At 53.4% G+C, this 15733-nt stretch carries 14 protein-coding genes and 3 tRNA genes; 7 read left to right on the forward strand and 10 right to left on the reverse strand.

The window, feature by feature from the left end; translation table 11 throughout:
- Positions 1-3 precede the first annotated feature (3 nt).
- From rlmM to I2D83_RS17330, 4 genes are all read right to left on the reverse strand, one after another.
- The gene (gene rlmM / locus I2D83_RS17315) at positions 4-1104 is read right to left on the reverse strand and encodes a 23S rRNA (cytidine(2498)-2'-O)-methyltransferase RlmM (protein ID WP_205946980.1); all 1101 of its coding nucleotides are present in this window, start codon (positions 1102-1104) and stop codon (positions 4-6) included.
- On the reverse strand, positions 1097-1492 hold the full coding sequence (locus I2D83_RS17320; RefSeq protein WP_012773618.1) for a DUF423 domain-containing protein: 396 nt from the start codon (positions 1490-1492) through the stop codon (positions 1097-1099). Before I2D83_RS17320 ends, rlmM begins: the two co-directional genes overlap by 8 nt.
- Positions 1493-1631: 139 nt before the next feature.
- On the reverse strand, positions 1632-2555 hold the full coding sequence (locus I2D83_RS17325) for a transcriptional regulator GcvA (RefSeq protein ID WP_012773617.1): 924 nt from the start codon (positions 2553-2555) through the stop codon (positions 1632-1634).
- Positions 2556-3094: 539 nt separating this feature from the next.
- Complete coding sequence (locus tag I2D83_RS17330; protein ID WP_012773616.1) at positions 3095-3316, reverse strand: YgdI/YgdR family lipoprotein; 222 nt, start codon at positions 3314-3316, stop codon at positions 3095-3097.
- A 183-nt stretch (positions 3317-3499) separates the two neighbouring features.
- On the opposite strand from I2D83_RS17330, the gene csdA reads away from it, so the two are divergent.
- Both csdA and csdE read left to right on the forward strand, forming a co-directional pair.
- Positions 3500-4705 carry a cysteine desulfurase CsdA gene (gene csdA, locus I2D83_RS17335; RefSeq protein WP_205946981.1) on the forward strand — a complete coding sequence of 402 codons (1206 nt, stop codon included), beginning with the start codon at positions 3500-3502 and terminating at the stop codon, positions 4703-4705.
- A 3-nt stretch (positions 4706-4708) separates the two neighbouring features.
- Complete coding sequence (gene csdE / locus I2D83_RS17340; RefSeq protein ID WP_205946982.1) at positions 4709-5182, forward strand: cysteine desulfurase sulfur acceptor subunit CsdE; 474 nt, start codon at positions 4709-4711, stop codon at positions 5180-5182.
- 36 nt (positions 5183-5218) lie between these two features.
- On the opposite strand, the gene tcdA is transcribed toward csdE, so the two are convergent.
- The 3 genes from tcdA to mltA all read right to left on the reverse strand — a co-directional run bounded on the left by tcdA (position 5219) and on the right by mltA (position 9513).
- Positions 5219-6031 (reverse strand): tRNA cyclic N6-threonylcarbamoyladenosine(37) synthase TcdA, encoded by an 813-nt coding sequence (tcdA, locus tag I2D83_RS17345; RefSeq protein ID WP_205946983.1) that lies wholly within the window; start codon positions 6029-6031, stop codon positions 5219-5221.
- A gap of 68 nt (positions 6032-6099) precedes the next feature.
- Entirely contained in the window at positions 6100-8358 is a 2259-nt protein-coding gene (locus I2D83_RS17350; protein WP_205946984.1) for a molybdopterin-dependent oxidoreductase, read from the reverse strand.
- Positions 8359-8376: 18 nt separating this feature from the next.
- Positions 8377-9513, reverse strand: a complete 1137-nt coding sequence (mltA, locus tag I2D83_RS17355) for a murein transglycosylase A (RefSeq protein WP_012773611.1) — start codon at positions 9511-9513, stop codon at positions 8377-8379.
- Between the two features lie 271 nt (positions 9514-9784).
- Between mltA and I2D83_RS17360 the strand changes: the two genes are divergently transcribed.
- From I2D83_RS17360 to I2D83_RS17370, 3 genes are all read left to right on the forward strand, one after another.
- Positions 9785-9861, forward strand: a tRNA-Met gene (locus tag I2D83_RS17360).
- A 61-nt stretch (positions 9862-9922) separates the two neighbouring features.
- Positions 9923-9999 (forward strand) — tRNA-Met (locus tag I2D83_RS17365).
- Positions 10000-10054: 55 nt separating this feature from the next.
- Positions 10055-10131 (forward strand) — tRNA-Met (locus tag I2D83_RS17370).
- Positions 10132-10266: 135 nt separating this feature from the next.
- Here the strand turns inward: I2D83_RS17370 and amiC are convergent.
- Positions 10267-11511, reverse strand: a complete 1245-nt coding sequence (gene amiC / locus I2D83_RS17375; RefSeq protein WP_181848174.1) for an N-acetylmuramoyl-L-alanine amidase AmiC — start codon at positions 11509-11511, stop codon at positions 10267-10269.
- Between the two features lie 258 nt (positions 11512-11769).
- On the opposite strand from amiC, the gene argA reads away from it, so the two are divergent.
- Positions 11770-13113, forward strand: coding sequence for an amino-acid N-acetyltransferase (argA, locus tag I2D83_RS17380; protein ID WP_180778202.1), 1344 nt, complete (start codon positions 11770-11772; stop codon positions 13111-13113).
- Positions 13114-13176: 63 nt separating this feature from the next.
- Here the strand turns inward: argA and I2D83_RS17385 are convergent, their stop codons facing one another.
- Entirely contained in the window at positions 13177-14373 is a 1197-nt protein-coding gene (locus I2D83_RS17385; RefSeq protein WP_205946985.1) for an L-talarate/galactarate dehydratase, read from the reverse strand.
- A 79-nt stretch (positions 14374-14452) separates the two neighbouring features.
- Positions 14453-14644 carry a hypothetical protein gene (locus tag I2D83_RS17390; RefSeq protein ID WP_205946986.1) on the reverse strand — a complete coding sequence of 64 codons (192 nt, stop codon included), beginning with the start codon at positions 14642-14644 and terminating at the stop codon, positions 14453-14455.
- A 56-nt stretch (positions 14645-14700) separates the two neighbouring features.
- Here I2D83_RS17390 and I2D83_RS17395 point away from each other — a divergent pair, with 56 nt between their 5' ends.
- Positions 14701-15723, forward strand: a complete 1023-nt coding sequence (locus I2D83_RS17395; protein ID WP_205946987.1) for a LacI family DNA-binding transcriptional regulator — start codon at positions 14701-14703, stop codon at positions 15721-15723.
- Positions 15724-15733 lie beyond the last annotated feature (10 nt).

Raw genomic sequence — 15733 nt, forward strand, 5'->3', positions numbered from 1 at the left:
CTGTTACCGCTCGTCGCGACGGCCGGGCACTGCACTCCAGAAACGACGGACATGCACGGTGATTTCTTCGCGGTCATGATACAGGTGCTTGGCATGCACTTCGGCATTAATGCCATTTTCACTCAGGCGTTCTTGCAGCACCGCCAGATTATGCGACACCTCTTCATAACGCTTCTTCATCGGCAGTTTCAGGTTGAAAATGGCCTCGCGACACCAGCCTTTGATCAGCCAATCACTCATCAGGCTGGTGACTTTCGCGGGTTTTTCCACCATGTCGCACACCAGCCAGTACACGTTATTACGCGGTGGCTCAAAGCGGAAACCGTCCGCCTGATGGTGCATCACCTGCCCAGTCTCCATCAGGCTCGGCGCCATGGGTCCATTGTCTACCGCATAAACCATCATGCTGCGTTTAACCAGTTGGTAAGTCCAACCGCCGGGACACGCGCCTAGATCCACCGCGTACATTCCGCTGCCCAAGCGCTCATCCCACTCATCCGCAGGAATAAAGACGTGAAACGCTTCTTCCAGCTTCAATGTCGAGCGGCTTGGCGCATCAGAAGGGAATTTAAGCCGTGGGATACCCATGTAAAACGGCGAGTTGTTATTGCTATAGGAGTAACCGACATAGCAGCAGCCTGGGGCAATAAACAGCACATGCAGTACGGGCCGATCGGCTTTTTCATAACCCAACAGAATTTTATGTTCGCGCAACGCCGCACGCAGCGGCACGGTAAATTTGCGGCAGAACTTCATTAGCTCTTTGCTTTCGTTGGTATCGGGAACTTCAACCCGCAGTTCTCCTGCACGTTCAATAGCTCCCGACAACATGCCGACAATTGGCGTGATACGATCTTCCGGCGGCAGATCGCGCAGCAGTTCACCACTCACGAACATCTGACGGGAAAAAATCAGCTCATGAAACGGCAGCGTTTTCACCAGACGCTCAGCATCTTCATGCTGGTAGCATTCAAATACGACGTAGCCGCTGTTTTCTTTTACCCGCGCGAAACCATAGGCATCATGCTGCGTGGCTTTTTCCGTTATTTCCGCCGCACATTCTTTCTCAAACCCAGGGCGGCAATACAAAATGACTCTATTCATGGCGTTCAGCCTTTCTCTTCAGACGCAGTGCGCCAATCAATAATAATATCCATCCCACCAGAAAACAGGCTCCGCCAATCGGCGTCACATAAACCCACAGTTTCAGGTGAGAAAGCGCCAGACAGTACAAACTTCCGCTGAAGAGTACCGTTCCCAACGCCAGAAAAACGCTGCTCCAGTAAAACCACAGATTGGTTCGCTGTTGCATCGCAACCGCCAGCGCCAGAATCGCTAACGTGTGAAATGCCTGATATTCAAGGCCGGTTTTCAACCAACCCAGCTCCGTTGCACCCAGCGTTTTGCTAAGAACATGGGAACCAAATGCGCCCAGCGCGACAAAAGTAAAGCCGCTGATAGCAGCAAATACCAACATGAAACGACTATTCATCGTTATTACCTATACGTTATTACCCATAAACGAGGTTGCTGACAAAGACCGCCGTTTTCATTCTGCAAATAGATCTTTCATCAGTCTGAAACGTAGTTATCTACGTGAGTTATTCAGCTAATCAGCCAGCGACACAGCCTCAGCGCGTGCCGTTGTCATAGCGAAAACGAAATTTCTCCTGCTCGCTGGCAGCCCGCGCCAGAATCCAATGGCGAAAGGCGGCTATTTTACCCAGTTCTGCCTGACTGTCATGACATACCAGATAAAAAGCATTCCGGCTGACCAGCACATCGTTAAACGGACACACCAGTCGCCCAGCTTCAATTTCCGTTTGCGCCATCACATTATTCGCCAGCGCCACACCTTGCCCGTGGATGGCCGCCTGCAACACCATGGCACTGTGGCTGAAAATCGGCCCCTGCTGTACGTTAATTTGCACCCCAAGCTGACGCGTATAGGACAGCCAGTCACGGCGCGACGCATCGTGCAGCAGCGTATGCGCCACCAAATCATCAGGCGTCTTTAACGGGTGGCTCCCCGTCAGCAATGCTGGTGAACAAACTGGCAGGAGATACTCAGCGTACAGCTTTTCTACCCGTAGTCCCGGCCAGTTCCCCCGGCCGTAGAAAATCGCGACATCCACGTCATCTGCCAGACGATCTTCATCGCGATCCACCGCCTGAATACGAACATCAATCCCAGGATAGTCGGAGTTAAAGCTCGACAGACGCGGTACCAGCCAATGAATGGCAAAGCTGGGCAGCAGGCTAACCGTCAACGCACCTTTGGCGCTGCGGGATTGCAGCTTACGGGTTGCGTCATTCAAAGATGAGAAGATCTCTTTGATATCAAGATAGTAACTTTGCCCCTCTTCCGTCAGCAGCAGGGAACGATTACGACGGCGGAACAATTTAAGCCCCAGAAAATCTTCCAGTGACTTAATCTGGTGGCTGACGGCAGCCTGCGTAACAAACAGTTCTTCTGCCGCCTTGGTGAAGCTTAAATGGCGAGCCGCCGCATCAAAAACGCGCAATGCGTTGAGCGGAGGGAGACGTTTTGACATGAATGAAATCTTTTGGTTTACGCTAAATCAGCGATTGATCAGGTACATTCGTACCCATTAAATCTTAAGATGCAGAAAGGCAACAACGGGAAAGATCGCCTGCCAATTAGCTGGCTAAGCGATTAATACCAGTGGCAACAGCCAGATTCTCTGCAACGAAAAGATGACGGGTACATATATTAGTTTTTGTAATCCGAGACATTATAATTTGTCCGTTGAGGATGTACCAGCAAATACCTATATTAGCGCAACTTCCTGGGCCGGAACGAAAAGTGCGGATGGGTGACCTGAGGTGCTTTTGGCTTGTGGTTGTGATGTTGTGTTTGCTATTTGTTTGTCTGCCTTTTGCAGATGTGGTAGCGAGTCTACCCTATTCACTTCCTGTACATTTACCCTGTCTGTCCAAAGTGATTTTTTGTGTAGCACCGCAAATTGCGGTGCTTTTTTTTTTGCTTACGTTTCACACCTGAAATGCCATGACACACCGATCTCAGTCTGGCACGGCTTAACAGGCAACGTGTGATGATGGGCAAGCAGCACTACTTCCCTTTCACCATTTCTTTCACATTATCACGATTAATTTGCTGCTGCTGACCGTAGGCATCGGTATAGCTGATCATACCCGTCTCATCGTCAACCTTCGGTTTACCCTCTGCAACGATGGTGCGCCCGTCATTGGTGTGCATGACGTAATTACTGGAGCAGGCTGCCAGAGAAAACGCCATCACGATAGCGGCAAAAATAGAAATTTTATTCTTCATAGTTAACCCTCAATGAATTTAAATGTTTTCTAGTTAACCTTATTCATCAGGAAATCCTGAAAATTAACACTTTAAAGCGTAGCAACAGTTTCTTTTTTTTCCATAAAATCGCATTAGGCATAGTCCTAAACTTGTCTCTCTCGACAAAATGGGACAGGATCGGTCCTCCAAAAGAGGATGCTCATGACACCGTTTAACCCTGCCACCTTTCGCCAACAGTTCCCCGCCCTCCAGCATTCGACGGTGTATCTTGATAGCGCCGCGACCGCGCTGAAACCACAGCCCGTCATTGATGCGGTGCAGGCGTTCTATTGCAGTGAGAGTGGCACGGTGCATCGCAGCCAGCATCGCGGCGCGCAGGCGTTAACCCAGCGTTTTGAGGACGCTCGTGAGCAAGTCGCCACGTTACTCCATGCAGACGATCCGCGTTCTATTGTCTGGACCAGAGGTACGACGGAAGCGATCAATCTGGTCGCGCAGAGCTATGCCCGCCCTCGCCTTCAACCGGGCGATGAGATTGTTGTGAGTGAAGCGGAACATCACGCCAACCTCATTCCGTGGCTGATGGTGGCGCAGCAAACCGGCGCGAACGTGGTGAAGTTACCGATAGGCGCGGACTTCTTGCCGGACGTTGAACAGCTCGCCACGCTGATCACGCCCAAAACCCGCCTGCTGGCGCTGGGGCAAATGTCAAACGTGACGGGCGGTCAGCCCGATCTGGCGCGCGCGATTGCGCTGGCTCACCGCTATGGCGCGGTAGTGATGGTTGACGGCGCACAAGGCATCGTTCACTGTCCACCCGATGTGCAGGCGCTGGATATCGATTTCTACGCATTTTCCGGTCACAAACTTTATGCCCCAACCGGGATTGGCGTGCTGTACGGTAAAACCGCCCTGCTGGAAAGCATGATGCCGTGGCAAGGCGGCGGGAAAATGATGACGCAGGTGTCCTTTGACGGCTTTAAACCGCAGGCGATTCCACAACGGTTTGAGGCCGGAACGCCACACATTGCAGGCGTACTTGGCCTGTCTGCGGCGGTAGACTGGCTGACCACACAAGATCAGCGCGCCGCAGAACAGCACAGCCAGAGTTTGGCACAGCTCGCTGAAACCCATCTGGCGCAGTTCCCCGGCTTTCGCAGCTTCCGTAGCCCGCAGTCCAGTGTCCTATCCTTTGATATTGCTAATGTGCACCACAGCGATCTGGTGACGCTATTAGCCGAAAGCGGCATTGCGCTGCGTGCCGGACATCACTGTGCGCAGCCGCTCATGGAGGCGCTCGGCGTCAGTGGCACGCTCCGCGCCTCATTTGCTCCGTACAATAACCAACAAGATGTTGCTGCGCTGATCGCCGCGGTAGGCAACGCCCTTGAATTACTGATCGACTAAACCATGAACGAGACAACTGACGCTATGTATCCTTTTGAGCACAGGCATCCTTTCGGCCACGCCATCACCGCCGCCGAACTGCTGGCGCGCTTCGATACCTGTCGCGCATGGGAAGATCGCTATCGGCAGCTCATTTTGTTGGCAAAAGCGCTGCCAGCACTGCCAGATGCACTAAAAACCGAGGATATTTCGTTATCCGGTTGTGAAAATCGCGTCTGGCTGGGTTATCAACGCCAAGAGGACGGCAGGCTACATTTTTACGGTGATAGCGATGGGCGTATCGTACGGGGATTACTGGCGGTGTTGTTAACCGCCGTTGAGGGAAAAACGCCAGAAACGCTATTACAGCACGATCCGCTGGCGCTCTTTGACATGCTGGGGTTACGCGCTCAGCTCAGCGCTTCACGTTCAAGCGGGCTGGCAGCGCTGGCCGCAAGAATCAGGGACATTGCAGAACAAGAAGCAGCGAATAAGTAGCGACATTCGCGCGACTTCTGTGCCACTGGCTTTCTGTTACTTCCCAGATGCTCTTTCCATTTTCGCCATCATCTTCTTCAGCGCATGGGATACCGCAACAAACCCGAAGGTTGCGGTGACCATCGTCGCGGCGCCAAAGCCTGACGCGCAATCCATACGCATTACGCCATCTGCCGTGCTGCGAGACGCACAAACGGAACCGTCAGGCTGCGGATAAACCAGTGGCTCGCTGGAAAACACACAGTCGATGCCCAGCTTTCCTTTACTGTTCTTCACCACGTTAAAATCGTGCTTTAACCGCTCGCGCAGCTTGGCCGCCAGCGGATCTTGAATCGTTTTCGCCAGATCGACCACTTCAATCCGGGTCGGATCGATCTGTCCGCCTGCACCGCCGGTTGTCACTACCGGGATCTTATAGCGGCGACAGTAGGAGAGCAGCGCCGCTTTCGGACGCACGCTGTCAATGGCGTCAATCACATAGCTGAAGTTTTGATTGAGCAGTTCGGCCACGTTTTCCGCACTAATGAAATCATCCACGCAGGTGACGCGACATTCCGGGTTGATCGCCAGAATACGTTCCGCCATCACTTCCGTCTTCGACTGCCCGGTGTGCTGACGCAGCGCGTGGATCTGCCGGTTGGTATTGCTGACGCACACATCATCCATATCAATCAGCGTGATCGCGCCGATGCCGGTACGCGCCAGCGCCTCAGCCACCCAGGAACCGACGCCACCAATACCAATCACACAAACATGAGCCTGAGAAAACAGCGCCAGCGCTTGTTGACCATATAACCGCGCGGTGCCACCGAAGCGTTGCAAGTAGGCTTCGGATAATTGCGTACTCATTCAACCAACCTTACGAAAACAAAATCACAGAAGAATAAAACAGTGAGAAAAAGCGGCTCAGGATAGCGCTAAACCCGCACGACATCCACCAGACAGCTCATGGCATTCGGCCCCTGTGTCAGCGGCGACGTGCCAATATCCAGCGTCAGTACATTCGCATTGCCAGACTGCTCAACCGGATGCCACGTTTTCTGCCCAAATCCCGGCTCAAACCAGGCACCGGTGGACATGATCACCACGCCCGGCGTGACGCCGTCGGTAATCTGTACGCCAGCCAGAATACGACCACGCGCATTTCTGACTTCCACCTGTGAACGGTCGGCGATATCCCGCGCAGCAGCATCCTGCGGGTGCATGTAAAGCGTCTCTTTTCCTGCGGTTTTATTCGCGGCAACCTGCGGCGTCGCGGCAAGTTGGCTATGCAAGCGGTCGGACGGCTGAATGGAAATAAAGTGCAGCGGCCATTCTTCCGTGCTTTTTGCTCCCAGCCATTCAACGGGAGGCTGCCACTCAGGGTGCGGTGCAAAATCGGCATAGCCATAGCTGGCAATCGCGGAGCTGAACAGTTCTATTTTACCGCTGGGCGTACTGAGCGCATGCTGCTGCGGATCGCGGCGGAAGTCCTCAAAGAATACAAACGGCTTTTCATCCATCGGGATTTCTACATGTCCCTGCTGCCAGAAATCCTCAAATGACGGCCAACTGTCGGCAACGCCTCGCTGCCTTGAACGGCACTCGTCATAAAGGTGTTCCAGCCACTGCCGCTCACTGCGATTTTGCGTGAACACATCGCCATAACCCAAACGTTCCGCCAGCTCGCTGAAGATATCCACGTCATTACGCGCCTGATGCTGCGGCGCAATCGCCTGATGCATGGCAAAAATAAAGCGATCGCGGGACGAGCCACCGATGTCATTACGCTCCAGCGTGGTGGTAACAGGCAGCACGATGTCAGCCATCTGCGCCGCTGGTGTCCAGACGATATCCTGCACAATCACCGTATCCGGTTTGCGCCAGCCGTCTACCAGACGGTTCAACTGCTGATGATGATGGAACGGGTTACCGCCCGCCCAGTGAATCAGATGAATATCGGGATAAGTATGGGTTTCGCCCTGAAAGGTATAAGGCGTGCCGGGATGCAAGAGCATATCGGCGATGCGCGCCACGGGGATCGCCCGTCCTGCATTCGGGCTGGATGGCGAAGCCGGCGCAGGCGTTGAAATACGTTCGTTTCCGACGCTATTCATCGAACCGTGGCCGAAGGAGAAGCCGCCACCCGGTAAGCCCACTTGTCCCAGCATTGACGAAAGCGCAATCATCATCCAGTACGGCTGCTCGCCGCGATGCGCGCGCTGCACGGAGTAAGAACAGGTAATAAAGCTACGCACGCCAATCAGTTGCTGCGCCAGACGCCGGATACGCTCGGCGGGAATGCCCGTGATGTCGCTGGCCCATTCGGGCGTTTTCACCACACCATCGCCGCGGCCGTGCAAATAGTCGCTCAGTTGTTCGTAGCCAACACAGTAGCGTTGCAAGAAATCTTTATCGTCAGCGCCCAAACGCTGAATCTCATAGCCCAATGCCAGCATCAGAGCGACATCGGTATTCGGGCGAATAGGAATCCACTCGGCGTTCACAAACTCAGGGCAGTCATCACGCATCGGGCTGATGTTAATGACCGGAATCCCTTTCGCGACTAACGTTTCCAGCGCAGGCTGAAGCGTATGGTGCCCGGCACCGCCGGATGCCACCTGCGCATTTTTCAACGCAAGACCGCCAAACGCGAGGAAAATATCACAGTGTTCGGCGACGCTGCGCCATTCCGTCACCTTGCCCGTCAGTGGATGAAAAGTACCAATCACATACGGCAAAAAGAACTGCGCCGCGCCCCAGCTGTAATTCCCCTGCTGATCGACCGCACCGCCGCCGGAGAAATAGAAGCGTCGCACCTGAGAACGCGCATGGTGATAGCGCCCGGCAGACGACCAGCCGTAGGAACCGGCAAAAATGCCGTCTGCGCCGTAGCGATCGCGAATACGGTGATTCTCCTGTGCGACCAGATCGAGCGCCACATCCCAATCAACTTCAACAAAATCTTCCCGACCACGTAACGTTCTGTCGCTATTTTCACGTTTCTGAAGCCAGGAACGTCGCACCGAAGGCCGGCGGATGCGCCGGTCGGAATACACCAGCGGCGCGATGGAATCGAGCATGGCGGAAGGTGCCGGATCGTCGGAAAACGGCTCACATCGAATCAGCCTGCCGTCTTCCACCACAGCGGTAAACGCGCCCCAATGCGCAAGATGCGGATAACGTTTAATCGCCATAACAACCTCAGAGAAGAATCAATTTTGTTGATAATTAACCAGCAGCGAAGAACCCGATCCATTCGCCGTACTGCTTTGTGCGTTCTTCAACACCCAAACCCGTCCATAGTGGTTATAGAAGCCAGCCGAGTGGCCTGCATCCGGCCCAATACCCTGATACATATCGAAGTGCTGGCCTTTAATCGCACCACCGACATCCAGTGCAATCATCAGGCGCATTTCATACTTGCCGGTGAATTTGCCAACGTTATCCAACAGCGGCACTTCCATTAACAGAGCCGTACCTGCCGGAATCAGAGAGCGATCGGAGGCGACGGAGGCTTTAGCCACCAACGGCACGGCGCTTGCCCCTTTGACTGGTGCAGACATCATTGGCTTGAAGAACACAAAAGAAGGATTCTGCTCAAACAGTTCACGCACTTCATACTCGGTGTGCTGCTCCGCCCACTTGCGGATGGCCTGCATAGACATCTCTTCACGCGGGACTTCACCACGATCGATCAACACCTTACCAATACTGCGGTAGGCATGGCCGTTTTTGCCAGCATAGCCGAAGAACGTCAGCGGACGCCCATCGCCAAAATCAATATAGGCGCTGCCCTGCACTTCCATCATGAAGTTATCAACCAGCGAGTTGGTCCAGGCGAGCACCAGACGCTCATCCAGCGCACCGGCATAAATGCCAGCACGATCCGGCAGCCGACTGTTCTTTCTACCTTTTGACGGCATGGCATATAAAGGATGGCGGAATTCCCCTTGACGGGTATGGCGCGCCTGCAATACCGGCGTGTAATAACCGGTGAACTGCACGTTACCAAAGTTATCAACGCCTTCCATCTGCCAGGCGTTCAGACCAAACTTACTCAGTTCGCGGGTGTCCGCACCTGACATCATCCAGTTTTCAATCGCCTGAAAGGTCGTATTGTTACGCGAATACAGATTAGGTGACGCCGACCGGATTTCAGAAACCTGCGTCATGAAATCACGTGCGTTGACCGGTTTTCCTTTGGCATTGGGTTCATTCACCAATTCCAGAGGCTGGTTGAGGTGACCATCTTTATATTGCTGCCCGCGATCGGTTGGCCTGGATTGACACCCTGCCAGAATGGCAATGACCACTGCGGTCAGCACATATTTTCCCCACCGTCCCTTCATCTTTGCGCTCGCTTTTTACATCAAAAAATTTACCGTCGAACGATAACAAACGGCTATCGATAAAGGAATGGGACAGTACATAAATCCACGGTTCAAGCGTGTGCTGGTCGGCATGCGGCACAGTAAAAGGTGGGGTTTCCACTCAGCACCACATTGCGGTCACAAAACAACCTATAAGGCGGTAAATCAATCACCTGACAGCCAAATACCGCGCTTTTTATAGAAATAGGTTGCATCAATACTCATGGAGAGTATAGTGCGCATCCACGGACGCGGGGTGGAGCAGCCTGGTAGCTCGTCGGGCTCATAACCCGAAGGTCGTCGGTTCAAATCCGGCCCCCGCAACCAATTGATGTGAGTCGTCCATCAAGAGAAGTAAAATAGTCAGTAGTAAAAAAGTTAGTACGGACGCGGGGTGGAGCAGCCTGGTAGCTCGTCGGGCTCATAACCCGAAGGTCGTCGGTTCGAATCCGGCCCCCGCAACCAATTGATGTGAGTCGTCCATCAAGGGAAGTAAAAGTAGTAAAGAAAGTCATACGGACGCGGGGTGGAGCAGCCTGGTAGCTCGTCGGGCTCATAACCCGAAGGTCGTCGGTTCAAATCCGGCCCCCGCAACCAATAAGACTATTTTCAAGTTCGATTAAGAACTTAGCGATAAAGCACCTTAACGGGTGCTTTTTTGTTTTCTGCGCATCTATTTTCTCTGAACCGCGCCGGTTAGACGCGGTCATCGTATGACATCAGCAGCACCAACTACTGCTGAGCCTGACTGGCAAAGTAAGCTTTAATACCTGCAAAAATGGATTCGGCAATTTGCTGCTGGAAATGGCTGGTGCGCAGCTTGCGCTCTTCCTCCAGATTACTGATAAAAGCCGTCTCAACCAGCACTGAAGGAATATCCGGCGCTTTCAGTACCGCAAAGCCAGCCTGATCGACGCTGTTTTTATGCAGACGATTCACCTTGCCTAAGCGGGTCAGGATCTCTTTACCAAACTTCAGGCTATCGCTGATAGTGACGGTCTGCACCAAATCGAACATGGTGTGATCCAGATAGCGATCGCCGCTCATGCTTACGCCGCCGATCAAATCCGATTCGTTCTGAGTTTCTGCCAGAAATCTGGCGGCGGTACTGGTTGCGCCTTTCTTCGAGAGCGCAAAAACCGACGATCCTCTTGCCGCTCGATTGGTAAACGCATCCGCATGAATCGAAATGAATAGATCGGCACGCTGCTTGCGCGCTTTCGCCACCCGCACGCGCAGCGGAATGAACACATCTTCATTGCGCGTCATATATGCCTTCATGTTGGATTCATTATCGATCAACTTGCGCAGGCGGCGAGCGATTTGCAGCACGATGTCTTTCTCACGCGTTTTATTCTTGCCAATCGCACCAGGATCTTCACCGCCGTGACCGGGGTCGAGCATAATAATCAGCGGACGATCCCGCCCTGCCTTCCCGGCTTTCGGCGCTTCTGCGGGCAACGTGCGCTCCAGTTCGCCCTTGTTGTAATCCTCCAACAACGCCAGCAGCGGATCTTCTTCGTTATCGTAGCGTCCTGCGGCAGGGTACAAATCCAGTACCAGTCGATGCTTGAATTCGGCCACCGGCCCCAGCGTAAAGACTTTGGTCGTCGCCTGCTGCTTGAGTTCCAGCACCAAACGCACCGTGCTTTTATCAAACTGGCCGATGCGCGCCTCTTTAATCAACGGGTCATTATCCTGCTGAAACTGGCTGGCTATTTCCTTCAATACGCTGTTCAGATGAACATTTTCAATATCCACCACGATACGTTCAGGGTTACTGAGACTAAACTGGTTATATTTCAGCGGGTGATTGGATTCCAGTGTGACGCGGGTATAGGCGGAGGATGGCCAGACGCGCACGGCAACGACCTGTGTGGTCGCCGCCATCCCGACACCGCTTACGCTTAACAGCCAGGTTGCTGCTGCGCTTTGTAATAGACGTCGTCGAGTCAGATGATGATTCGAATTAGACATGCCGCTCCGATCTGATTGCTGTGCGTTATCCTGAATTTTTGTTTGCTAATACATGGGATAAGCGATCAAAAAGTGAATAAAGGTAAAAATTGTCAAAAACTTTAACGAATCTGCCCGGTGCTGTCATGCAAAAATCATCTGCAGGCCTTATAACAGGCGGATATCATAAATTTGAAGCATTAACCTCGCTTTTCTGGTTAATACTTCCTCTTGCGTTTTACGTCATAAAGAATAAAAATACAGAAATTACGAATAAAAATGCAAAGAGGGCTCGCAGTGAAGGAACGTAGTACAGAACTGGTTCAGGGCTTCCGCCATTCAGTTCCCTATATCAATGCCCACCGTGGCAAAACGTTTGTCATCATGTTAGGTGGCGAAGCCATTGAACATGCCAACTTCTCTAGCATCGTAAATGATATCGGGCTGCTGCACAGTCTGGGGATCAAGCTGGTGGTCGTTTATGGCGCTCGCCCCCAGATCGATGCCAACCTGACAACGCACCACTACGAGCCTCACTACCATAAAAACACCCGCATCACCGACAGCACCACGCTGGAATTGGTCAAGCAGGCTGCGGGGATGTTGCAGTTGGACATCACAGCTCGACTGTCGATGAGCCTGAACAACACGCCGCTGCAAGGCGCCCACATTAATGTCGTCAGCGGTAATTTTATTATCGCGCAGCCGCTTGGTGTGGACGATGGCGTGGACTACTGCCACAGCGGCCGTATTCGCCGTATTGATGAAGAAGCCGTTCACCGCCAGTTGAATAGCGGCGCAATTGTCCTGCTCGGGCCGGTTGCGGTTTCTGTCACGGGTGAAAGTTTCAATTTAACCTCCGAAGAGGTCGCGACCCAGCTCGCCATTAAGCTGAAGGCAGAGAAGATGATCGGCTTCTGCTCATCTCAGGGCGTGACCAATGAAGAAGGCAGCATCATTTCCGAGCTGTTCCCGGATGACGCACAGCGGCGTATTGACACGCTGGAACAGGCTGGCGATTACCATTCAGGCACCGTCAGATTCTTGCGCGGTGCGGTCAAAGCCTGCCGTAGCGGTGTACGCCGTAGCCATCTGATCAGCTATCAGGACGACGGCGCGCTGCTACAGGAGTTGTTCTCACGCGACGGTATCGGTACACAGATCGTGATGGAGAGCGCCGAACAGGTTCGCCGCGCGACCATCAATGACATCGGCGGTATTCTGGAACTGATTCGCCCGCTGGAAGAGCAAGGTATTCTGGTGAGACGCTCGCGCGAGCAGTTGGAAATGGAGATCGACAAATTCACCGTCGTGGTACGCGATAACCTGACCATCGCCTGCGCTGCACTGTATCCGTTCCCGGAAGAGAGCATTGGCGAAATGGCCTGCGTCGCGGTTCACCCGGATTACCGCAGTTCATCACGCGGCGATATGCTGTTGATGCGCATTGCCGCTCAGGCACGTCAGCAAGGTCTGCAAAAGCTGTTCGTGCTGACGACGCACAGCATCCACTGGTTCCAGGAACGCGGCTTTTTACCCGCCGAAGTGGAAATGCTGCCGAAGAAAAAACAGGCGCTGTACAACTACCAGCGTCGCTCAAAGATTCTGGTGCTGGATCTCTGAGCTATTCCACTCGATAACGCTTCTCGTGGCCGACCGTAAAATCGGCCACGATCGTTTATCAACTTATGGCTGCTTGCCAAATTCACAGCTTAGCGTTGTCCACTTCCTTGCCTGTTCACTTAGCGTAAATCCCAGCCCCAGACGATCGGATACCCACATCCGCCCATCGCGCAACTCTAGCTGCTCGTTGAAAAGCGGATTCAGCCACTCGAAGTGTTCCAACCAGGGTTCAATCGGATAGGCCGCGGCCAGATGCAAATGCACTTCCATCGCAAAATGCGGCGCCAGCTTACGTCCATGCTTCGCGGCCAAATCCATGATCTTCAGGAAAGGAGAAATCCCGCCCACGCGCGGTGCATCCGGCTGCACAAAATCACTGGCGTTACCGAGGATCAGCTGTTCATGCTCGCGGAAACTGGTCAGCATCTCGCCAGTGGCAATCGGCGTATCCAGCGCCGCCGTCAGCGCAGCATGGCCTTCCACGTCGTAGGCGTCCAGCGGCTCTTCAATCCAGATCAGGTTAAAGGTTTCCATCTTTCTCCCCATTCGAATCGCCGTTTCGCGATCCCACTGCTGATTGGCATCCACCATCAGCGGGAAATCGTCTCCCAGCGCTTCGCGCACTGCTGTGAGGCGACGAATATCCTCCGCCGTATTCGGCTGCCCGACTTTCAGTTTTATCCCACCGATACCACTTTCACGGGAGATCACGACATTTTTTAATACCTGATCCAGTGGCGTATGCAGGAAGCCGCCGGAGGTGTTGTAGCACTGCACGGAGTCGCGGTGTGATCCCAACAGCTTAGACAAGGGCAAACCTGCCCGCTTGGCTTTCATGTCCCACAGGGCGATGTCGAGCGGAGAAATTGCCTGCACCGCCATTCCACTGCGGCCAACCGATGCCCCGGCCCACAGCAGCTTGGTATAGATCTTATCGATATCGTTCGGATCTTCGCCCAACAGGTTATCCGCAATCTCTTTCGCATGCGCATAAATGCCCTGTCCACCCGCCCGCTTGGAGTAGCTGAACCCCACGCCTTCAAACCCATCACGGCTGCGAATTTCCGCAAAAATAATCGCCACTTCGGTCAGCGGTTTCTGCCTTCCGGTCAGCACTTTCGCATCGCTAACCGGCGTCGCTAGCGGCAAAAACGCCAGAGAGAGTTTTACCCATTCAATTCGATCGCCCGACTCGGCAGACGTTCTGACGTTCGTGACTTTCGCATAGCTCACCGCTGCTGAATTTGCACTGATGGTCATGTCTCACCTCATAAAATGATTGCGCTAACATTCATAAACAGAAAAGACGATAGCGATAAATGAAGAAAAAACATGCTATTCAGATCACATAATAATCATTACCACGATAAAATCGTTCATTAATCGCCATCATTAATGATTGCGCAATCACCACGAAAAGTAAGAGGATATAACAGAAATACTGTGTGGCTAGCCCAGAAGCCAACCCCAAAAAGCGACACAATTCGGCGGGTTGCCAGAGATACAGGCGACTGGAAAACCGATATGCCATCAACGATAATCCGACGACATGTAAATGCGCGCACAGCCTCAGAAGGGAACCCGTGATTGAAACGCGATAAGAACGCCAGCAGCACTCCACCGCGAGCCCCCACGCTTGAAGATGTCGCACGTGCCGCAGGCATTTCACCCATGACCGTCAGCCGCGCGTTGAACAACCCGAAGATTGTGCGAGCGGAAACCGTAAACAGGGTGATGGAAGCCGTCCGCGCTACGGGCTACATCCCCAACATGTTAGCGGGCGGATTGGCTTCCAGACGCAGTAAGCTGATTGCCGTCGTGGTGCCGCAGATCAATAACAACATGTTCGTTGATACCGTTCAGGCGATAAGCGATGAGCTGGCCGCTCGCGGTTACCACATGCTGCTGTGCGTCGCGGGCTATACCAATGAATCCGAGGCGGAGCTTGTCGCCACCCTACTTTCTCGTCGCCCAGACGGCATCGTCCTCACCGGTATTCACCACACGCCCGAACTCAAACGTCTTCTGCTTAACGCCACGATTCCCGTTGTTGAAATCTGGGATCTCACACCAACACCGCTCGATATGCTGGTTGGTTTTTCCCATGAAAGTATCGGGAACGCTATCGGACATTATTTGCTGGGTAAAGGACATTCGCGCTTCGGTCTGGTGTGGACAGAAGACACGCGTGCCGGACTGCGTAAGAAAGGGATTTACGACGTCATACAGAAACAACCGGGCAGTCATGTACGTGAGGCCATCGCTCCCTGGCCCGCCACACTGGCCCTCGGGCGACAGGGGTTGAACGATCTTCTCGCCGATGGCGAGAATTTTGACGCCATTATTTGCAGTTCCGATACGCTGGCACAGGGCGTAATGATTGAAGCCGCAGCCAGAGGATTAGCGGTGCCGAAGAAATTGGCAGTGATGGGATTTGGCGATCTCGATTTCGCCGCTCACAGCATACCGAGCATTACCACCGTCAGGATCGATCGCTGGAAAATCGGCACCGATGCAGCAGCAATGCTGGCAGAAAAGATTGAGGGGAAAAGCGTGCCCTTCCCCATCGTGGATATTGGTTTTTCACTAATTGAGCGCGAATCGGCCTGACGTTAATATC

It is taken from the genome of Pectobacterium aroidearum (assembly GCF_015689195.1).
Taxonomy (GTDB): domain Bacteria; phylum Pseudomonadota; class Gammaproteobacteria; order Enterobacterales; family Enterobacteriaceae; genus Pectobacterium; species Pectobacterium aroidearum.